The organism is Psychrobacter sp. P11G3, from assembly GCF_001435845.1.
Classification (GTDB): domain Bacteria; phylum Pseudomonadota; class Gammaproteobacteria; order Pseudomonadales; family Moraxellaceae; genus Psychrobacter.
Window position 1 is genome coordinate 1,719,875 of record NZ_CM003596.1, and the last position, 21,729, is coordinate 1,741,603.

A 21,729-nucleotide genomic window follows, 5' to 3' on the forward strand; every position below is an offset into this window, starting at 1 on the left:
ATAGTCGGTTCAATATACTTTGGATAACTTGGATACAAGGCAGCCGAATGAAAGCACTACAAGTAGTAGGCTAAGCAAGCCTGACACCGTATCCAATTTATAGAGAATTGACTATATTAAACAGCACTTGGTGGACGCAGCAGTACCTTGAGCTTTTTCTTAAATCCTTTGGCATGAAAAAAGCGCTGCCACATACGGTAAAAGACGCCAAATATCAGGCTAACAATATTGTCGTGGCTGGTTTCACCAACGGCACCATATTTGACGGGGTTATTGACCGTATCTTCTTCTACATAAGTGCCGAACCAGCGATCAAAAATAATGAGAACGCCGCCGTAATTTTGGTCAATATATTCGTTATTGGTGCCATGATGGGCACGGTGATTGGATGGGGTATCAAAGACATACTCAACCCATTTTGGAAATTTTCCTACGGTTTCGGTATGAATAAAGAATTGATAAATCAAATCTAACGCATAAAAGAAAAACACCCAAACTGGATGTACGCCCAACATCATCAGCGGGACAAAGAATAACCACCATCCCGTCACTGAGTACAGTAGGCTTTGGCGCATGGCGGTGGACAGATTCATATGGTCATCTGAATGATGCACGACATGCGCTGACCAAAACCAATTCATACGGTGTGACGCACGATGGAACCAATAATAGCTAAACTCAACCGCGACGAATATAGGGATGGCGGTAAGCCATGTCACCTCAATAGTAAATAGGCGATATTGATATAACCATAAGCAGGTAGGTATGACGATAAGCGCTTGGACAATCAATTCAAACCCTAGATAAGAGCCGCCCAAACTAAAATTGGTCATCGCACGGCGCCAACTAAAGCTTTTACTATTGCCGCGCTTGGACTGATAGAGCCATTCTGCCAAAAATAACAAGAAAAATGGACCGCCAGCCAGCGGTAGCAGCCACTCTTGCCAATACGCAGGTAGAATGCTCTCTAGCATTGGCTGCCATGACTCTGGCGCAGCCGTTAAGATACTTTGGTTTAATGCCTCTTTGTAACCATCCAATAGTTGACCATATTGACCTAGGGTCATAAGGGGGCTGTCTAAAGAGATATCTACTGCCATCTTGGGCTCCTAGCCACTATAAAACATCCTTGTCATCTTGATATGACGTCACAGCCATTAAAACGTATCTTAACAACTTTTATATCAATAAGTCTTTAGACCTGCTTAAGGTGATAGACCTATAATATTTATTTATTGTATATCATGCGAGTCATAATGATAAGTTCATACTTGAGTAACAGATTAAAAATTAAAATGTGTTAAGTAGCTATATCAACTAAGCCAATTTTTCGTGCAGAGAGCGCCGTTTGCCACTGCTGATAACGAACCGCTTGTTTGTCTAATGGCTCATCATCGGTACGTGCGTTAGTCAATCCTGTAGAAACGCTTTTATTACCTAGCAGTTGTACGATAAGCCCATCTTTGGCGTGAGCAGCGATTTGATCAAGTTTACGTAGCGTACCGCGGTCTGGCAATGCATTGCTATGAATCCCAAGCAAGACCTGTACAGGATGCGCATCTAAGTAATTTTTGAGCCGTGCCATATCATCACGGTCATCGACGATGCCAAAATCCTCAACTTCGCTTGATTGTCCAAAACCATGATGGCTGTCATCAAGCCCTGACTGCCACCATTTGTCCTGATTTGCAGGGTATTCAAGGAGAGCAACTAATTTCTTGCCCGCACTGACCGTCGCTTTTGGGGCGATAGGGACTGGTGCTTCTGTAAAGTCATCAGCATCCACCACGTGCCGCTGCCAAAAGTTTAGGATTTTTTGATAATACGGCTGCTTGATGTCTAAACGCATTTTTTTGCGGCGGAACATCAAGGCACAAAATGCCCATGCGATTGCGCGCGGCACAATACCGTACATAAGCAAACTACCCACTAATAAGCCTGCCCATTGCCGTGCGACAGACAGTGGCATGGCGTCTGTCACAAGGCGGCTTTGTGCGATGGCGGTACTATCCGGCACATCGAACCCAACCATACTGGGCAGCCAGCCGAGGATTTGAGTCAAGCTTACTAGTGCCTGATTAGAGAGTAGGGTCGACTCCCAGCTAAAGCTATACTGGCGCACAATCAACAAAAATATAATCGCAAGCAGCATACCCGTCAATGTTGCAAGCCACAACTGATGGCTAAATCTGCCCAAATACCAGCGCATACCGCTATGCTGCAACTGCCGCTCATACAGATCGACGGCCGCCTTGGTCACGTCGTCCTTACCGCGTATAAGGTAGCTTGGACTGACAAAGCTGGCAAACCAACTGGGCGCTTGTTGGTCTCGATTGATGAGTGTCATGACAAGCCATCCGCCAAGCATAATAGTGTGGAATCCAAGCAAGCAGACCAGTACATAAAAGAAATTCACGACGTTGGACTGTAAAAGGGTAAATAATCCTAAAAATCCTGATAAGCACCACACCACACTCATGACAATCATAATGCCTTTTATGCGACCATCAATTTTACCAAGTACCCGAGCGAGCATCCCATTGCTATCGATACGGGATGCACGTCTGTGCAGTTTTTGGATAGGTGCACCATCCTCACCCTGTAGTTTTTCAGTGATAAGTAACGGGTCAGTAGCAAATACATGCTGATCGCGCTCTAAGGCACGTACTAGTTCGGTCAATTGGTCTTGAGGTGATAGCATAAGGCGCTGATATCCGTATAAAAACATCAATATAAAAATAAAATACAATAAAACGTCGGTTTAATCGCTAGCAATTATTGTAGCGTATATTGACTATAGCAAACCCTCATAAAATCAGCCAAAATAAATAAAGACTTATAAACAAGGAAAAGTATCACATGAATGACAAAACTTACCTGATTGTCGGTGGTACAGGTGGTATTGGTCAGGCCATGGTGCAGCAGCTAATACAAAAAACGACTGTGAGTCAAACGGACAGTCAATCTAATCAAAGCCATCGCACACAAGTATTTGCTACTCATCATCGAAATGAGCCGAATATTGAAGCAGAAAACCTGCACTGGCTGCAAATGAATGTCAGTGATGAGGACAGCATTAAAAAAGCTGCCGATACCATCAAACAGACGGTCGGTCATGTGGATTGGGTAATCAACTGCGTAGGGTTATTGCATACAGAGACCGCGCAGCCAGAAAAGGCCTTGCGACAGATGGACACGGAGTTCTTTTTACAAAATATGCAAATCAATGCCCTAGCAAGTTTGCTGATAGCCAAACACATCAAACCGTTGCTTGCCAAGGCTAATCGAAGCGTCAATCATCCTGCCGTTTTTGCTACCGTATCAGCCCGCGTCGGTAGTATCACTGACAATCGGCTAGGCGGCTGGTATAGCTATAGAATGAGTAAGGCGGCGCTCAATATGGGCATGAAAAACCTGAGTATCGAATGGGGCAGATCACTTAAAAATGTGTGTGTGGTCGTTATGCAACCAGGCACCGTAAACACTCAGTTGTCTGCACCATTTCAAGGCAATGTCGCTGAAGGGCATTTATTCTCGCCAGCGTATAGCGCGGAGTGCTTATTGGAAGTGCTCTCAGGTATGACTGCTACCCAGTCAGGCAGTTTTGTCGATTGGGCTGGAGAGTCGATACCTTGGTAGCCGTTAAGCTGACGCTAGCGTACTGTTAAGCCATCAATTTAATACGCTTCAAACAGCGCCATAAACTCATTAACGGGTGTTTGTTCTAGTCTTTCTTGATCGTCGCATAGCTCAATAATCTGCTGACAACGACTTTCGATAAAGCGCGTGGCCAGACTGGCGCGGAACTTTGCTTCCAGTACAGGGATGCCCTCAGCTCGGCGGCGTTTGTGGCCGATAGGATATTCAACAGCCACTTTTTCTGTACTGCTACCATCTGTAAAAAATATTTGAATGGCATTGGCAATAGAACGCTTACTTGGGTCATGGTAATCTTTTGAATACTGCGCGTTTTCTTCTACCACCATCTTGCTGCGCAGCTCATCGATTGACAAATGCTGTTCGTGATAGTCGTCTTCATAGTTCTCTGCCATCAGATCGCCTGTCAATAGTGGGACAGCCACCATATACTGCAAACAGTGGTCACGATCGGCTGGATTGTCAAGCGTGCCTTCTTTAGAAATGATGCGAATCGCTGAGTCATGTGTGGTTAGAACGATTTTGTCGATATCGTCGATTCTGTCTTCGATGTGTGGGTGTAGAATCACCGCGGCTTCACAAGCGGTCTGAGCATGAAACTCAGCAGGAAAGCTTATTTTAAATAAGATGTTTTCCATCACGTAACTACCAAAATCTCGCTGGAATTTAAAGCGACGATCGTCTTCAGGCTTGGTTGCTAGATCCTTGTTGGTATGGCTAAATAGCACATCATAAAACCCCCACTGCGGTGCAGTTAATGCGCCAGGGATACCCATTTCACCACGCGCCGTTATATCGACCAGACGTACCGCACGACTGGTCGCATCGCCTGCTGCCCAAGATTTTCGGCTGCCCGCATTAGGTGCATGACGATAGGTGCGTAGTGCCTGACCATCGATGATGGCTTGTGAGATGGCTGCCATGATGCGCTCACGTGGCAGCTGATAAATTTTTGCAACGACTGCTGTTGATGCTAACTTGACCAAAAAAACATGATCGAGCCCCACACGGTTGAATGAGTTTTCTAGTGCCAGTACACCTTGAATTTCATGCGCCATGATCATGGCTTCAAGCACTGCTCTCATGGTCAGTGGTGCTTGTCCTTGGCTGATACTTTTCTGACTAATATAGTCGGCGACTGCCAAGATACCACCTAGATTATCAGAAGGATGGCCCCATTCGGCGGCAAGCCACGTATCGTTATAGTCAAGCCAGCGCACCATACAGCCAATGTCAAAAGCGGCCTTGATGGGGTCTAGTCTATAGGAGGTGCCAGGGACGCGAGCGCCATGCGGCGTTATTTGATCGGGACAATCAGGCCCTAAGTGCTTGGTGCACTCGGGGAAACGCAGCGCCAATAGACCGCAGCCAAGTGTGTCCATCAGACAGTGGCGCGCAGTATTCCACGCATCAGTAGGGTTTGGGGACTGCTCGTCTATTGAATAGTTGAGAACGTAATCGGCAATTTTTTGAATTTCATCGTCGTATGCTGGACGGACGTTGCTCTCTACCGTCGCACTGGTTGTGTCTGAGTTAGTATTTGACATGGTTGGTTCCTCATCCTGAGTGTACTACTTCCTTGACTGAGACTGAGCTGATTGGCTCAGCCATCCTTTTAAAGGAATCATCATTTAAAAGTAGCATACTCAATATGGAACAACCAATTTGAATTATGTTAAGAATTAAGACCTCACAAGCGGTCTAAATCATTAAGTACAACAGACCTAAAACAAACAAAGCGGCCATGATAAACAGCAGGAAACTTAACACTTTGGTCGTGGTTGACGCAGTGTCCGTGCTCTCTTTTTTGATTTTGTTTTTCTTAGCAACGTATAGCACCATTTTTACATGCTCGATATTGTCCTCGAGGTAGTGCTCGCCTTCAGGTACAAAACCTAACGACTCGTAAAAGCTAAGCAAGTAAACCTGTGCCGAGATAATAATCGGGCGCTTTTTACCATACTTTTTGCGGCACTGTGCAATAGCCTGATTCATCATCTGCCGTGCCAGACCATCACCTCTATGCTCTGATAGCACAAGCACTCTACCGATGGCTGGCATCGCGGTGTGGTTGGTCTTAATGGCAGGATCAGCTACTGATAGATTGGATTTTAGCTTATTAAACTCAGGTGGAATGATACGACAATAGCCAACCAATGCTGCATTTTGATGAGCGATTAGGTGCAAGCAATCAAAATCCACTTCATCCATATCTTGATAGGCACAGTTTTGTTCGACGACAAACACTTGCGAGCGCGCCTTTAAAATATGATAAAGATCAACTGAGGTCAGCTCGTCAAAGGTTTTTAAAGAAAATTCACAAGTCATAGTGGGCTAGCTTCTGGCAATAGGCAGTAAAAGATTGGCATTATAACGATTTAGACAGGCATTAACCATTCCTAACCGTTTAGGGTCTGGCTGATTTTGTCTAGGTTTAGGCTATCAGACATAGCGCTAAAGATTTCAAAGTATTTGCCGCGTTGAGCATAAAGTACCTCATGTGTACCTGTCTCAACCACTTCGCCATTTTCTATCACCACGAGATCGTCGGCATCGATAATTTGGGCGATATTGTGCGAGACCATAATGACGGTACGGTCTTTTTTGATCAGATCTAGGCTTTTTTTGACCTGCTGACTGGCGATGGCGTCTAGACTGGCTGTCGGCTCGTCCAAAAATACAATAGGTGGGTCTTTTAAAAACATCCTTGCCAGCGCAATACGCTGCTGTTGACCGCCTGATAAGGACTTAGCAGTGCTCTCATAGCCATCAGCTAACCCTATAATCTGCTCGTGGATAGAGGCTTTTTTTGCAGCCACGATGATGTCATCTTCGCTAGCATTCATATCGCCATAACGGATGTTTTCACTGATCGTACCCGAAAAAATATGATTACTCTGTAGGACTAGGCCGATGCGCTGACGCAATTCATGGGTATCACAGTCAGCCAAATCATGCCCATCTAGGCAAATCGTGCCAGCATCTGGGGCATAGAACTTGTCCAATAGATTGATAATCGTGCTCTTTCCTGCGCCAGAAAGGCCAACCAACGCGGTGATACGATTGGGCTTGATGGTAAAGCTGACGTTTTTTAGCGCTTGCGTACCATTAGGATAGGTAAAATCGACATCTTTAAGCTCGATATGACCCTTTAGATTGTTGCTACTGATGCCGTCGATGTTTTCGACTTGTTTATCATCTTCTAAAATATCAAAAAAACCTTCGGCATAGGTCAATGCATTATTTATCTGATCGTAGATGCGGTGTAATTGACGGATAGGGGCGGCGACATTTTGAAACAGCATGACATGAAACAAAATCATGCCAATGGTCATCTCACCTTGTAGCACAAAATAAGCGGTGAGAAGGATGATAACCACCACACCAATCTGCTCAATAAAGGTTTTGATGGCATCATAAATAAAGCCAATACTACGAATGCGCAATTGGTTGTCGGTCATTTCCTTTTGAATGGCTAAGTGTTTCTCAGCCTCGATAGATTCACGGACAAAGGATTTCACCACGCTGATTGAATTAATCAAAGAGATCACCAAACCGCTTTTGGCTTCTCGAAACCCGCGCATTTGCCGACGAAACCCTTGCAGACGGTGTGCTTGCTTTTGACTGATAAAAAAGTAAATGGGTATGATAATAAGACCGACCATGCCAACCCAAAAATTGGTCGAAAACATGATGATAAGTGCCACAATAGCATTGGCAAATAGCGGTAGCATATCGATAAAGAAGTTTTGCACAAGGCTGGTAAGACTGCTGACTCCATAATCAATACGGGTTTGCAATTTACCACTGTCGTTTTCACTACTGGTATAAAACGCCATCCGGTAAGTAAGGATGCGCTCAATGATTTTTTGGGACAAGTCACGAGATAAGTTGATACGAATCTTTTCACCAAAAAAACGCTGACCAAAAGAGATAAATATCGACAGGATCTCTTTAGTTAGCAAGACCGCGCTAATAATCCCTAGCATGCGCAGACCTGCCTGCCATGGATCAGTAAGCGCGGCAATTTCGGTTAACGTATCAACGGTATAACGCAGTACAAACGCATTGACCTGTGCGGTAAAGGAGCCTAGGGCGGTCAGTGCTAAGGTGGCGATAATAAGCAGACGATAAGGTTTAGCAAATACCGCCAGTTTTTTTAAGATATCCCACAGCAGTGCCCGCCGTTCTTTCTTTTCGACTGGAGGTTTTTTATCTAATTGCACACGGCGTGGCTGGGGAGATGTTGGCATAGAACTCTATCGCAAATTAAAATACGCCATGGCTACGCTTAAAACGCATCCGCTGGCACAAAAACTTCACCCACCATGATACGCCTTGCTGAGCGGCTCATCGACACTTTTTTGGCTTGCCAGCGCCCATCGACCAGTTCAGTCTTACCACCGACGAGCAATGTGCCTGATGGGTGGCCAAAACGTACTTCATTAAGCTCACCACCGCCAGCAGCCTTGTTAACAAGCGTACCTTGTGTGGTTGCCGCAGCGGCAATAGCGACGGCTGCTGTACCCATCATGGCGTGATGCAATTGCCCCATGCTCATGGCACGTACGACCAAATCAATCTCGCCAGCCCCGACCGATTTACCACTAGAGGCCGTATAGCTCTGTGCTGCATCTACCCAAGCGATTTTAGGAATATGTTGGCTGGTCTGTGCCTCGCTCACGTCTTTAAACAAACCCATCGCTACGCCGCCTGCGGCACGGATTTTCTCAAGCTTGGTAAGTAGCTCGCTGTCGCTATTGATGTGGCCTTGTAATTCAGTACCGGTAAAACCTAAATCTTCTGCTTTCATAAAGATGGTTGGGATACCTGCACTAATAAAGGTCGCTTTGATGCTATCAGCCTCTAGACCGCAGCCTGACACATCGAAGTCATCGACTAAGTTACCAGTAGGGAACATGTCGCTAGTGGCATCTACAGGATCGATAAACTCAATTTTGACTTCCGCCGCTGGGAAGGTTACACCGTCTAATTCAAAATCGCCCGTCTCTTGAACTTGTACTTTGTTTTGTGCATCTAAATAGACTGGTACATGGGCAATAATCGTCTTACCGATATTCTCTTGCCAAATGCGTACTTCACAAATACCGCTATCTGCATTGTCATTGATACTGTTACTGATCTTGTCAGCATCAACCAGTCCCATATTAATGGCACAGGCACCGACGGCCGCGGTTAAGTTGCCACAGTTACCCGCCCAATCAATCATAGGCTTGGCAATATTAACTTGTCCGAACAGATAATTCACATCGTGATCTGATTTATCAGAGGCCGATAGAATAACCGTTTTTGACGTACTAGAGCTACCATTACCTAAGCCATCGATTTGCTTGCCGTAAGGATCTGGACTACCGATGACACGTAATAGGAAGTTATCACGTGATTCGCCAGCGACTTGGCAACGCTCAGGTAAATCAGATAGTTTAAAAAACGTGCCTTTTGAGGTACCACCGCGCATATAGGTGGCGGGGATTGAGATTTGTGGGGTGAAAGAGGGTGTTGATTTAGAATTGGTTTGGGCCACTGTATTAAGTCCTTTTTATATTGTTATAAGATTGGGTATACTGCCATCAGCAAGTAAACATGCATGATTAAGAGTGCTCGTTAATAATGATAGCGACAAGAGATAATCGTTAGATAGTTATCATCGACGGCATATACCAACCGATTGGCGTCATCGATGCGTCTTGACCAAAATCCAGATAGATTTTCTTTTAGGGGTTCAGGCTTGCCAATGCCTTCAAACGGATTACGCTTACATTCGGTGATGAGTTTGTTAATACGTTTGAGTGTCTTCTTATCTTGTGTTTGCCAGTACAGATAGTCTTTCCACGCAGCATCTGTCCATGCTAGTTGTTCACTCATTGTTAGACCCTTTGCATTGATTGAAGCCTTTGAGTTCAAGCACTTTCAATGTCGCCATCCGTATGCTCATTATTATCGCTGCTACCATCACCTTTATCACTATCTTCTACCGTATCTATTAGCTCACGCGTAGCAGTCTTGCCAGCTTTGTACTGGGCAATAGAGTCCGCTAAGTGCGCTGCATTGGCAGGAGATTTTAGTAGATAGACGGTTTCCATCAGGCTATTGTAATAATCAAGTGACATCACAACGGCATCATCAGCGTCACGGCGGGTCACGATAGTGGCGTTGGCATCATCATTTACCGTATCTAGGACAGACTTTAAATGCTTTCTGGCTTCTGAAAAACTAACGACTCTCATGGCTTACTCCTTTCATGATATTCTGCATAACTTGTACAATATATAGTACATATTACGCCATTGGTTAAGTAAACTCAATATTTAGCTACTATCTAGTACTTAGGAATAAGTCACAAAACTCAGTGTATAGAACGCAAAAGCAAATAAAAGCCGATGTCATATGAAGTTATACAACATCGGCAACTTTTATACTTTATTGCTTATCACACTAAAACCTACAGCATAGCCTTAGACGATATCTAACGTACCTTCGATAAACTCTTTAGCAAAGCGTTGTAGCATACCGCCAGCATTGTACATTTTTACTTCATCAGCCGTATCTAATCGGCAGATAATAGGTGTCTCAGTGTTGCTACCATCGGCACGATGAATCACTAGAGTCATCAACCCGCCAGCCGAGACTTCACCTGTGACATCAAAGGTTTCCGTACCATCGATATTTAGCGTATGACGAGTCACTCCTTCCTCAAACTGTAAAGGCAGCGCACCCATGCCCACTAAATTTTGACGATGAATACGCTCAAAGTCCTCAGCAACGACAGCTTCTACGCCAGCGAGACGGACGCCTTTGGCAGCCCAGTCACGGCTTGAGCCTTGACCATAACCATCACCTGCGATGATGATAAGCGGCTGCTCACGGTTCATGTAGGTCTCAATCGCTTCCCACATGCGCATGACTTGACCTTCTGGTTCGACGCGCGCCAGTGAGCCTTGGACAACTTCGCCATCTTCATCGCGTACCATTTCGTTCAATAGCTTAGGGTTGGCAAAGGTGGCACGTTGCGCGGTTAAATGGTCGCCGCGATGGGTTGCGTATGAGTTATAGTCCTCAGCAGGCAAGCCCATAGTATCGAGATACTCGCCAGCTGCTGATGAGCCAAGAATAGCATTTGAAGGTGACATATGGTCGGTTGTGATGTTATCACCAAGGACTGCAAGCGGGCGTAGGCCTGTCAGTTTATTTTTCTTAGCCATTTTGCCTTCCCAATACGGCGGACGGCGGATATAAGTGGTCATTTCGCGCCAGTCGTATAGTGGGCTTAATGCCTTGCCTGTGTCTTTTTTAGCTTCATCAAACATAGGAATATATACAGAATTGAACTGCTCAGGCTTAACAGCCGCCGCAACGATGGCATCCACTTCTTCATCATCAAACCAGATGTCTTTTAGATACACGTCATTGCCGTCTTGGTCTTTACCCAATGAGTCTTTTTCGATATCAAAGCGAATATTACCGGCGATGGCATACGCAATAACAAGCGGCGGTGATGCCAAAAATGCTTGCTTAGCATACGGATGGATACGACCGTCAAAATTACGGTTACCAGACAGTACTGCCGTGGTAAATAAGTCGTTATCGATGATTTCTTTTTCGATATCAGGGTCTAGTGCGCCACTCATACCGTTACACGTCGTACAGGCAAAGCCGACCACGTCAAAGCCAATCTCTTGCAACTCTGGCATCAGGCCTGCTTCTTCTAAGTACATCTTGACCGTTTTTGATCCGGGTGCGAGTGACGATTTTACCCAAGGCTTGCGTAATAGTCCCTTGGCATTGGCGTTACGAGCGACAAGACCTGCGGCCACCATGTTGCGAGGGTTTGATGTATTGGTACAGCTGGTAATAGCAGCGATAATAACCGCGCCATCCGGCATCAGACCGTCTTTTGGTTCAGGTAGCTTTTGATCAGGCGCGTGGGCGATGCCTTTGGCCACCAAATCATCGGTAGATACACGCGCATGGGGACGCGATGGGCCTGCCATGTTACGACCAACTGATGACAAATCAAACTCAAGGACGCGTGCGTATTCGGCTTTTTCCATACCGTCAGCCCACAGGCCCGTTTGCTTGGCATACTGCTCAACCAGTTTAATCTGTTCCTCAGAGCGGCCCGTCAGACGCAGATAGTCAATGGTTTGCTCATCGATATAGAACATCGCAGCAGTTGCGCCATATTCAGGCGTCATGTTTGAGATAGAGGCGCGGTCACCGACACTTAGCTGGCGTGCACCGTCACCGAAGAATTCGATATAGGTAGAGACCACGCCTGCATCACGTAAGAACTCAGTCATCGCCAGTACGAGATCCGTACCAGTAATGCCTTTTTGCAGTTTGCCTGTTAATTTTACACCAACGTAATCAGGCAGGCGCATATATGATGGGTTACCTAGCATGACGCTTTCGGCCTCAAGCCCGCCAACACCGATTGAGATCACACCTAGTGCATCGACCATCGGCGTGTGGCTGTCAGTACCGACCAATGTATCGGCAAACGCCACTTCTTCACCCGATTTATTGTGCACGACCTGTACGACAGGTGACATTTTCTCTAGGTTAATCTGATGCATGATGCCGTTACCAGGCGGTACGACGTTTACATTATCAAAAGCATACTGACACCAGTTGATAAAGTGAAAACGGTCATCGTTACGGCGCTCTTCAATCGCACGGTTCTTCTCAAATGCATCGTCTTCAAATCCTGCGTGCTCAACGGCCAATGAATGGTCAACGATAAGCTGAGTGGGTACGATAGGGTTTACCTTGGACGGGTCACCGCCTTGCTCAGCGATGGCATCACGCAAACCTGCCAAATCAACGAAGGCCGTCTGACCCAAGATATCGTGACAGACTACGCGAGCAGGGTACCAAGGAAAATCGAGGTCTTGCTTGCCTTCAATATGCTGTTTTAGGGCTGCTGTCAAATCTTCTGGTGGGCAACGACGTACTAGGTTTTCACACAATACTTTTGAGCAGAACGGTAGTTTGTCATAGGCACCTGCTTCGATGCTCTCGACGGCCTCGCGTGTGTCAAAGTAATAAAGATCAGTACCGGGAAGTGGCTTTTTGAATTGTTCGTTCATTGGTTGTACTAGGGCGTTGTCCATAAGTCACCTTTGGCTGTTGGCTAATTTTAATAAATAATTAAGCATTGATATGGGGTAAAAAGTCATTCCTTTAGCAAAATCACCGTTTGCTTTTGTAGGCTTTGCTAAAGAAGCGATATTGAAAAGGCATGGTTTATATAAATGGTAATAAGCGTATGATGATTAAGCCTAAAAAAATAACAAGGCTCAATCATCATAGTTGTATCAGCTAACGGCAATGCTAGCTGATAGTAAGTACGTAACAATAGCTACTTAAAAGAAATCAACTTAACGCGCACTCATCTCTGGTACTGGACGCAGCTCTTCACCCGTATATTCTGCACTTGGGCGAATGATACGGTTATTGGCACGTTGCTCAAACACGTGGGCTGCCCAACCAGTCAGACGTGAACAGACAAAGATAGGGGTGAATAGCTTGGTTGGAATACCCATGAAGTGATAGGCAGAAGCATGGAAGAAATCAGCATTACAGAATAGCTTCTTCTCGCGCCACATCACTTCTTCACAGCGTACCGATACTGGGTATAGCACTTCATCACCAACATCAGCAGCTAGCTTCTCAGCCCAGCCTTTAATCACGACGTTACGTGGATCTGACTCGCTATAGATCGCATGACCAAAGCCCATGATTTTGTCTTTACGAGCCAGCATACCCATCATTTCTTCTTCAGCTTCATCAGGTGAGCTAAAGCCTTCAATCATATCCATCGCCGCTTCATTCGCGCCGCCATGCAATGGACCGCGTAGTGAACCGATTGCACCAGTGATACAAGAATGGATATCAGACAAGGTAGATGCACACACACGAGCGGTAAAGGTCGACGCGTTAAACTCATGCTCTGCATAAAGAATAAGCGAGACGTTCATTACTTTTTCGTGCAGCTCGTTTGGTTTTTCGCCTTTGAGCAAATGTAAGAAATGACCACCAATAGTGGCATCATGTGTATCGGTCTCGATACGTACATTGTCGTGGGTAAAACGATACCAATAATTGATAATCGATGGGAAGGCCGCTAGCATACGGTCAGTTTGATCGTTTTGCTGAGCAAAATCGGTTTCGGTCTCAAGGTTGCCAAGCATAGAGCAGCCAGTACGTAGCACATCCATTGGATGCGCGTCGGCTGGGATACGTTCAAGTACGTCTTTTAATGCTTGTGGTAGGCCGCGAAGGCTTTTGAGTTTGGCTTGATAAGCATCAAGCTCGCTTTGAGTAGGCAAGTTGCCATATAGCAGCAAATATGCCACTTCTTCAAAAATACATTTATCTGCCAGCTCTGATACATCATAACCGCGATAGGTCAGACCAGAGCCTGATTTGCCAACGGTAGATAGAGAGGTTTTACCAGCGACTTGTCCACGTAGACCTGCGCCTGAAAGTTCTTTTTGTGCTGCCATGTTTACATTCCTTTTGTTGGTAGCTTTTTTGAGTGAAAACGATGTTTCTGATAATAAATTTATTGGTTAATGACTATAGCGCCAGTTTAGCGTTACGCAGGCTGTTCAGGCTGTGGACCGTCTAAATCGACCTTACAACGCTCAAATTCAGCTTCAATGGGGCCATTTAAGACTTCCATTGCGCTGCCTTCGCCTTCTGCATTATTGATCTTCATATACTTGGCACCCAGTGGTGACTCCATAAATGTCTGAATCTCAGTCATTTCTTCTGGAGTAGGGTCAGCCATTGGCGTTGCGACTTCTTCGCCATTCATGACGCGCAATTGCTCATTGCCAAAAGCAAGCAGTTTTTTACCTACATCCGACGTATAAAAGTCATCTAATTCTTTTAACTCCGCATCGGTAAACTGACTCTTATAAAAACGATCGACTTCCGCTTTACCCAAGTCTTTGTCACGTGATTCAAGGCAGCTGACTTGCTCTTCACTGAGCGCACCACTATTGATAATTGGTGCAAACAATAGGCTGTTGACGGTATCTAGCGTAATCGTCGTCATAATCAAGTCATTTTGAGCATCAGTCTCTGAAGGTGCAGCTTCGCTTTCGCTAACCACAGTCTCGCTCGTATCACTGGCAGTATCGTCAACGGTTTCTGGTGTTTTATCACAGCCAGTGATGAGTAGTAGTCCCGCAAGTGTACTACTGAGTAGTGTTGCTTTAAGCGCTGTATGGGAAGTGAACAATGACATAAATAACCTAAAGGCAAATGAATACGAATTTTAAGAAGATAAAACACCCAGAGGTAATTTATCTTCTCAGCGTTGCTAACAACCAATCGCTAGTTACTTGTTACCAGCAAATAGCTTGTCTAATGTCTGCTCAAACTCATGATAGTTCAAGAAATCATATAGCTCCATGCGAGTCTGCATGGTATCGACGACTTTGTCTTGTGTACCATCATCTAATAAATGCTGATAAACGTTCAGTGCCGCTTTGTTCATGGCGCGGAAGGCTGATAGCGGATACAGCACCATCTCGACGCCCACACTATAGAGCTGATCGGTGGTATATAGATCTGTTTGACCAAACTCTGTCATGTTTGCCAGTACTGGAATATCGAGTACATCAGTGAACTTACGATACATCTCTATATCGGTTAGCGCTTCTGCAAAGATCATATCTGCGCCCGCTTCTTGAAATGCGACGGCACGTTCAACAGCAGCGTCCAAACCTTCTACTGATAGGGCATCTGTACGAGCCATCACTACAAAGTCAGGGTCAGTTTTTGCGTCCAACGCCGCTTTTAGACGATCAACCATCTCTGAGATACTAACGATTTCTTTGTTAGGGCGATGGCCACAACGTTTTTGCGCCACTTGGTCTTCGATATGTACTGCCGCGACACCTGCTTTTTCCATTTTTCTGATAGTTTGAGCGATGTTAAACGCGCCACCAAAGCCAGTATCGATATCAACCAATAGCGGTGTGTCAACGGCGTCGGTGATACGGCGAGCATCTTCTAGTACGTTATCAAGGCTGGTCATACCGAGATCAGGTAAACCAAATGAGGCATTGGCCACGCCAGCACCAGAGAGATACAACGCTTGATGACCGACTTGAGTGGCCATCATCGCTGTATAAGCATTGATAGCACCTGCAATCTGTAATGGTTGGTTGTTATCATTTTTTTGAGTGAGGGCACTGCGAAAGCGCGCGCCTGCTGAAGATAAAGTCATGTGATTGTCCTTACATGGAGGGAAAATATTCTAGTTGTTGTAGCTGATTATACCCAATTATTAACCTCTAAAAAGCTTGCTGATAGAACTATTAATTATCTAAAATAAAAATGCATATTAAAATATCTAACAGTATTCATAATATGAATAGCATTATGTTTATATTGATGTTCCACTAGAATAAGTATTCATATTGCTCAAATAACCGTATTGAATAATGGTGTGTATTTTACATTTAGTTACAATTACTAGACCTATATTTCCTCTTTTGTTGAGAGTTAACCATCAAAAAAGCCCTAATAGCTAAGCTATTAGGGCTTTTTTTTGAGCCAGACTATAAATCTTAGTTTAAGAGAATAGACCTGCTAGGTTTGCTAAGAACAACAATGCAAAACCTGCTAAGAATATCAAACCTGCGATAGATAGTGCATTCATACCTGGTGATAGTTTCTTATGTTTTTTGACCAGTGAATAATTCAACCAACCAAAGATAGGTGCAGAGACAAATGCCGATATCATGGCAAACTTAAGCATAGCGCCTAGTTGTCCTGTGAAGAAAGTGATAATTACTAGCCCGCCACCGATAGCATAGGTCGTCCAAAAAGCGATCTGCTTTTTATTGATTTCGCTTTCGCCTTTTAGTAGGCGCCAGCATTCAGCATTAGCGCGTCCATAGCCATCAGCACAGGTGATGGTCGTGCCAAACATACACATAAAGGCGACGAAAGCGACCAGCAATCTCGACCATTCACCAATGGTTGCGGTATACATATTGATCAACTGGTTGATATAAGCACCACCGACCAACTCAATCTCTTGTCCTGATCCGTACTGGACAAACACACCTAACGATAAGAAAAACAATGCCAATATCGCTGAAACTGCATAGCCAACGTTAAAATCTAACAAGCCCTGGCTATGCGTGGTGTGATCTGCTTTGACTTTGGCAGAGGTCCACATAGAGGTAATCGCTGCAAACTCTAGCGGTGCTGGCATCCAGCCCATGAGTGCTACGATGAAGCCCAACGTGGCTAAATTCCAAGGAGAGGCCGCCACAAAATCTACTGCCATAACGGTTGGCTTGCCAGCAGCAATGATAACTGCAGCAACGGTTGCCGTGGTAAGCGCAATCATAATCCACTTAGTCACACCATCGAGCAACTTGTAATGCCCTGCAATCAAAAAGAACCAAGAGACTGCGACGATAATGAGAGATAACGCCATTGTCGACAGACCAAGTGAGGCTGGCAACATAAAGCCCAAAATTACGGCAGCAATAAGTGAAACCGCACCCGTACTAATAACCGCTGACAAGATAGAAAGAATAAAATATACCCAAAGATATACCTTTGAGCGTTTGGCATAGCCTGCAATCAAACTCTCGCCAGTATCGTAGACGTAGTCAGTTGCGAAGCGAAAAAACGGATACTTAAACACGTTGGCCAATACAATCATAATGGCCAGTTGCCAGCCATAGATAGCACCGGCCTGTGTTGACGAAATCAAATGCGAACCACCAATGGCAGCAGTTGCCATCAAAATGCCTGGGCCAAAGATGCGCCAGCTAAAGCCCTCTTGTTGCGAGGCAACGCTATCGTCAGGGGCGCTTGGGTTGTTGAGTTGTTGTGTGGACATGAATACCTCGAAATGGTTAAAACAGCAAATTATCACTTACCTGTGTCAGCTTGCCAATGATCAGAAAAGAACGTCCTATAAACCGTCTAAATATAAAACGATTTACATCGTATCGACTTTATCACACCAACACTGTCTAGGAGAATGATTATTCTAGTTATTATTACTATTTGTTTGCATTGCTATTCTTGTTAGTTAGCATACTTATAAAATAATATCAATATTTAAAATGAATTATTTTTGGCGGTTCTTTATAACACAATATTCATCGGATATCTGCCCATTTAGGCCTGTGACACAAAATTTTGCTGCCGATAAGTGATGCCGCGCTGCTCGTAGACGTGATAAATGGCTGTGAGCAAGTCAGGTATTTTGGGATGTACAAAGTCTTTGAGGGTGTGTAAATAAATAGGGGAGGTGACATTTTCATGAACCAAACGTTGGTAGCTGATCTGTTCCGTACGTACGGTTTGCAAGCTGGCAGGCACTAATGTAATGCCTTCGCCTGCCGCGACCAGTCCCAATGCTACCTGCAAATCACTGACTGTCGTAGTCATAAAAGGTGAGATGCCATACTGGGCAAATAGATGTAGTAAAGGCTCAGTAATAGGCTCGCTAGATGCTGCTTCATGAGTAGTAGCATGGTTGACTCTATTTGTAGACAGCTTATCGTTCGCTTGGGTCCCTGTCTCTGTCGTCACCGTGGACGATACTGGCAAATGTGTTTGATGGTATAAAATTAAGCGATTGTTCGCTAGGTTTATCAAGCGTTGCTTACGTACATTGGCAAGCGGATGTGATTTTGGCAATGCCACCACATAGCGTTCATGACGTAGCAGAATCTGCTGAATCCATGGGTCTTGATGGGCAAATCGGCCAAAACCAACATCAATCTCACCAGACTTGAGGGCATCCATTTGTTGATATGAGCTAATGTCTTTTAAATTAACGTCGATATCAGGGCTGAACTGTTTAAGCGTGGCAATGATTTCAGGCAACAGGCCATATAGTACTGAGGGCACAAAACCTATATTTAAAACGCTGCTGGGTGCTGATAGGCGCTGAGTCATACTGGTTACAGTATCAATCTCGGTCAGTATCGTGCTTATTTTATCGTAGAAAAAACTGCCTGCTTCTGTCAGATGTAGTGGCCTGTGGTAACGATCAATAAGCACCACACCCATGTCAGTCTCTAGCTGTTTTAGCAATCGACTCAGGCTTGGCTGTGACAGTCCTGTCTTGGTGGCGGCAGCACTAAAGCTGCGCAAGTCGGCAACCGCGATAAACGCATTAAGCTGTTTTAAATCCATACTATTGAGCCTGTCATAGTCTATGCTATCTCTACATAGATCAGTTCTTAAGGTTGGTTTATCATATTATTTAGAATAGTTCTTATCAATATTAGCGTTATCCCATAAATTTTGCTTGAAGATAATAGGTCGAGCAACTATATTGTTGGCTAATAACACTGTTACACTATAGTAAGAAAATTCATTCTAGCAATCATTTAACACCAGTAGAAAAACTGGTTTGGTATTATTCTATGAGCGACGAAAAAAAAGACGCTGGCACCGATTTTGATGAAAAATTGGCTAGAATTATTGACCAAAAATCGCGTAAGCGTAATAACAATGACATCTACGAACGCTTTATTAATCGAGTCCATGGTTCTGAAGAGAACGATCAGGCTGAGTTTGAAACACTAGAAAGTGCAAAGAACCTTGCCGCTTTCGAACCCTTGAGCACAGAAGAGTTGCAACTGTTTGAAGAACAAAGCAGTGAGCAAGAATTATTGCTAGAAACAGAAAATGCTACAGCAGCAAACACTACCTCTGAAGCTTCAGATACAAATGTAGTATCTGAAAATTTATCTAAAAATAATGTGCTAAGTATCGCTAATGATAGCGACAGTATTAGTATTGATGTCAATGATGTCAGTTCAGATACAGAAGCCTCAGAATATATAGATCGCAACAATATAGATAGTAGCAATCAAACAGAGTCACCCTCTACGATTGACCATAGTGAATCTAACATAACTGAGATATCGGTTGATGATTCTTTAAACATCCCTTTAAATATTGAGAATGTGTCTGAATCAGCTATCGAAGAGCCAGTCATAGACAATAAAGTGATCAAAAGCAAGAAACCATTCATGATGGCTATGGCGATTGGTTTAATAGTATTGGTTGTTATTGCATTAATGCTTGTATTTTCAGGAGTCTTATCTACTTCTGCGGTTGATAGTATGGACAACAGCACTGGTGGTAATGTAGAGACAGACAGTACACCAGCTGTTAGTGCTGAGCCAGCACTGTCTACAGACAGTCAAACAACTACGGATGGCGTTGACCCTGTAAGTACGCAACCAGCCACTACTCAGCAAGATACTTTGGACAACAATAGACAGGACCTGCCAGCTGTTAGTGAATCAGTGTCAACTTCTGAAGCTCCTACATCAGAGAATGATGCCGCAGTTATAGCTACTGAAGAAGCTGCCATAACTTATGAGGACTTTAGACAAGAGTCGCAGACTACCTTGTACCGCGAAACCAATGATTAAAGGGGCTACGTTTTATACCATTTCAGACAGTTAAATAACCGTCTATCAATTTATTCGAGACGTTCGTACTATAAATTGTTGCAACACAATATAAAATTCGTATCATTATGTAAAAGGCATAGTTGTTTGCCGTTGATGATATAAATTAGATGGTACGTAACTATGAATGAATCAGAAAACGTGAATAATGATATCGAGCCAAAAAGCATCAGACCCCGTAGTCTTGTTTTTGCTATTATCAGTGTAATCTGTATTGTTCTACTATCTGCCTTCTATATGTCTAACCGTATTTCTTCCACGTTATCTCAAGCGTCGCCTACTAATAACGGTTTAACAGTCAGCAACATTACTAAAGAGGCTAATGCTAATCAGGCTGCACAGCAGCATTCGAATAGCCAAAATCAACCTAGCAAACCTATAGTTATTGACGGTCATGAAGATGACACCGCCATTAGCTATCACGACTTCAAGCAAGAAGCGCAAAATGTGCTATTTCGTGAGGAAGAAAAGATCATACAAGCTAAGTACAGTACACATGGTATGACGCCTGCTATTAGCGCTATAAGATTATATTGACAGCTATAAGTTAGTAAGTGACTAATATTAAGCCCCATTACTCTTCTCTAAACATGAGAGAAGAGTAATGGGGCTTTTTTGTGGAGTCAGTGCTTCATGCTTTGCTGTATGTCATCTGTTGCGCTCAACGCTACCGCGACGAAAGCGGCAACTGTCGCACTGTTATTGGACTGCTTGTATTGGATATGCACGGGTATGTGTGTGCTGACATTGTTTAGCGTCATAAAGTGACAGCCGTCACTATAAAGCTTGCGCACACAATAGGGCGCAATCGCTACCCCTAAGCTTGCAGCCACTTCAGTCACCAAAGTTTGCATGTGTTTGGGTTGGCTAATGATATTGGGTGAAAACCCAGCCTGCTTACACAGTGTGATGGTCTCATCAAAGAGACCAACCGCTTCATCACGATTAAAAATAATAAATTTATCGTTTTTTAGTTGTGCCAAATCAATGGTTGTCTGATCGGCTAAGGCATGGCTTTGGTTCACAATTGCTACCAACTTGTCGATATAAATACTGTGGCTGATAAAGTCATCGGCAATGGCGCTTGGCAATGGTCTTGAAAAAGCAATATCGATGCGGTCATTGTTGAATGCTTCTATTTGTTCGGTCACCGTCATCTCAAACAATGACACATGCACATGCGGAAATTCTTCTTTATAACTGCGTACCAGTTTAGCCATAAAGGTTAGGCAGGCCGAGCTTAGATGCGCAATATTGAGCGTACCTACTTGTCCGTCATGGGCTCGTTTAACTTGTGTTTTTGCTTGTTCTGCTAAAGTCAAAATGATAGCAGTGTCTTTCAATAGTTGCTCACCAGCGGATGTGATAGTCACCTCACGAGAAGTACGGTTAAACAGCACAACGCCTAACTCTGTCTCTAACGATGAGATATGGCGACTGATGGCAGGTTGTACGGTATACAGATCACGCGCCGCTTCTGAAAAACTCTGGTGCTTGGCCACGGCCATAAAGCTTTTGAGTGTTTTTATATCCATATCATCAATCCCTTTTATTAACATCTTTCATCAAA

17 protein-coding genes and 1 pseudogene are annotated in these 21,729 nt (G+C 44.4%); 3 read left to right on the forward strand and 15 right to left on the reverse strand.

All coding sequences use genetic code 11. The features are described 5' to 3' along the window. Positions 1 to 116: 116 nt before the first annotated feature. Complete coding sequence (locus AK824_RS06990) at positions 117 to 1,100, reverse strand: sterol desaturase family protein (protein ID WP_082624596.1); 984 nt, start codon at positions 1,098 to 1,100, stop codon at positions 117 to 119. Between the two features lie 200 nt (positions 1,101 to 1,300). Further along, complete coding sequence (locus AK824_RS06995) at positions 1,301 to 2,701, reverse strand: DUF2868 domain-containing protein (RefSeq protein ID WP_057760171.1); 1,401 nt, start codon at positions 2,699 to 2,701, stop codon at positions 1,301 to 1,303. 158 nt (positions 2,702 to 2,859) lie between these two features. Between AK824_RS06995 and AK824_RS07000 the strand changes: the two genes are divergently transcribed. Then, entirely contained in the window at positions 2,860 to 3,639 is a 780-nt protein-coding gene (locus AK824_RS07000) for an SDR family oxidoreductase (protein WP_057760174.1), read from the forward strand. Positions 3,640 to 3,677: 38 nt separating this feature from the next. On the opposite strand, the gene AK824_RS07005 is transcribed toward AK824_RS07000, so the two are convergent. The 12 genes and pseudogenes from AK824_RS07005 to AK824_RS07060 form a co-directional block, all read right to left on the reverse strand. Then, a complete protein-coding gene (locus AK824_RS07005) occupies positions 3,678 to 5,204 on the reverse strand; it encodes a bifunctional 2-methylcitrate dehydratase/aconitate hydratase (RefSeq protein ID WP_057760175.1) in 1,527 nt (508 codons plus the stop codon). A 154-nt stretch (positions 5,205 to 5,358) separates the two neighbouring features. Then, positions 5,359 to 5,985, reverse strand: a complete 627-nt coding sequence (locus AK824_RS07010; RefSeq protein WP_057760177.1) for a GNAT family N-acetyltransferase — start codon at positions 5,983 to 5,985, stop codon at positions 5,359 to 5,361. A 71-nt stretch (positions 5,986 to 6,056) separates the two neighbouring features. Beyond that, a complete protein-coding gene (locus AK824_RS07015) occupies positions 6,057 to 7,910 on the reverse strand; it encodes an ABC transporter ATP-binding protein (RefSeq protein WP_057760179.1) in 1,854 nt (617 codons plus the stop codon). A 38-nt stretch (positions 7,911 to 7,948) separates the two neighbouring features. Further along, positions 7,949 to 9,136 (reverse strand): 2-methylaconitate cis-trans isomerase PrpF, encoded by a 1,188-nt coding sequence (prpF, locus tag AK824_RS07020; RefSeq protein WP_264753509.1) that lies wholly within the window; start codon positions 9,134 to 9,136, stop codon positions 7,949 to 7,951. 146 nt (positions 9,137 to 9,282) lie between these two features. Then, positions 9,283 to 9,543 (reverse strand): Txe/YoeB family addiction module toxin, encoded by a 261-nt coding sequence (locus AK824_RS07025; protein ID WP_037025847.1) that lies wholly within the window; start codon positions 9,541 to 9,543, stop codon positions 9,283 to 9,285. Positions 9,544 to 9,656: 113 nt separating this feature from the next. Beyond that, a pseudogene (locus tag AK824_RS07030) lies at positions 9,657 to 9,905 on the reverse strand (type II toxin-antitoxin system Phd/YefM family antitoxin); the annotation flags it as partial. A gap of 228 nt (positions 9,906 to 10,133) precedes the next feature. Beyond that, the gene (acnD, locus tag AK824_RS07035) at positions 10,134 to 12,767 is read right to left on the reverse strand and encodes a Fe/S-dependent 2-methylisocitrate dehydratase AcnD (protein ID WP_057762487.1); all 2,634 of its coding nucleotides are present in this window, start codon (positions 12,765 to 12,767) and stop codon (positions 10,134 to 10,136) included. A 291-nt stretch (positions 12,768 to 13,058) separates the two neighbouring features. Next, positions 13,059 to 14,186 carry a bifunctional 2-methylcitrate synthase/citrate synthase gene (gene prpC / locus AK824_RS07040; protein ID WP_057760184.1) on the reverse strand — a complete coding sequence of 376 codons (1,128 nt, stop codon included), beginning with the start codon at positions 14,184 to 14,186 and terminating at the stop codon, positions 13,059 to 13,061. A gap of 92 nt (positions 14,187 to 14,278) precedes the next feature. Then, complete coding sequence (locus AK824_RS07045) at positions 14,279 to 14,935, reverse strand: DUF2059 domain-containing protein (protein ID WP_057760186.1); 657 nt, start codon at positions 14,933 to 14,935, stop codon at positions 14,279 to 14,281. 93 nt (positions 14,936 to 15,028) lie between these two features. Continuing rightward, a complete protein-coding gene (prpB, locus tag AK824_RS07050) occupies positions 15,029 to 15,922 on the reverse strand; it encodes a methylisocitrate lyase (RefSeq protein ID WP_057760188.1) in 894 nt (297 codons plus the stop codon). A gap of 348 nt (positions 15,923 to 16,270) precedes the next feature. After that, positions 16,271 to 17,557, reverse strand: a complete 1,287-nt coding sequence (locus tag AK824_RS07055; RefSeq protein WP_057760190.1) for an NRAMP family divalent metal transporter — start codon at positions 17,555 to 17,557, stop codon at positions 16,271 to 16,273. Positions 17,558 to 17,841: 284 nt separating this feature from the next. Next, the gene (locus AK824_RS07060; protein ID WP_057760192.1) at positions 17,842 to 18,867 is read right to left on the reverse strand and encodes a LysR family transcriptional regulator; all 1,026 of its coding nucleotides are present in this window, start codon (positions 18,865 to 18,867) and stop codon (positions 17,842 to 17,844) included. A gap of 233 nt (positions 18,868 to 19,100) precedes the next feature. Here AK824_RS07060 and AK824_RS07065 point away from each other — a divergent pair, with 233 nt between their 5' ends. Together AK824_RS07065 and AK824_RS07070 are read left to right on the forward strand one after the other, a co-directional pair. Continuing rightward, complete coding sequence (locus tag AK824_RS07065) at positions 19,101 to 20,120, forward strand: hypothetical protein (protein ID WP_057760194.1); 1,020 nt, start codon at positions 19,101 to 19,103, stop codon at positions 20,118 to 20,120. Positions 20,121 to 20,282: 162 nt separating this feature from the next. Beyond that, positions 20,283 to 20,696 (forward strand): hypothetical protein, encoded by a 414-nt coding sequence (locus AK824_RS07070; RefSeq protein ID WP_057760196.1) that lies wholly within the window; start codon positions 20,283 to 20,285, stop codon positions 20,694 to 20,696. 86 nt (positions 20,697 to 20,782) lie between these two features. On the opposite strand, the gene AK824_RS07075 is transcribed toward AK824_RS07070, so the two are convergent. Continuing rightward, on the reverse strand, positions 20,783 to 21,694 hold the full coding sequence (locus AK824_RS07075) for a LysR family transcriptional regulator (RefSeq protein WP_057760198.1): 912 nt from the start codon (positions 21,692 to 21,694) through the stop codon (positions 20,783 to 20,785). Positions 21,695 to 21,729 lie beyond the last annotated feature (35 nt).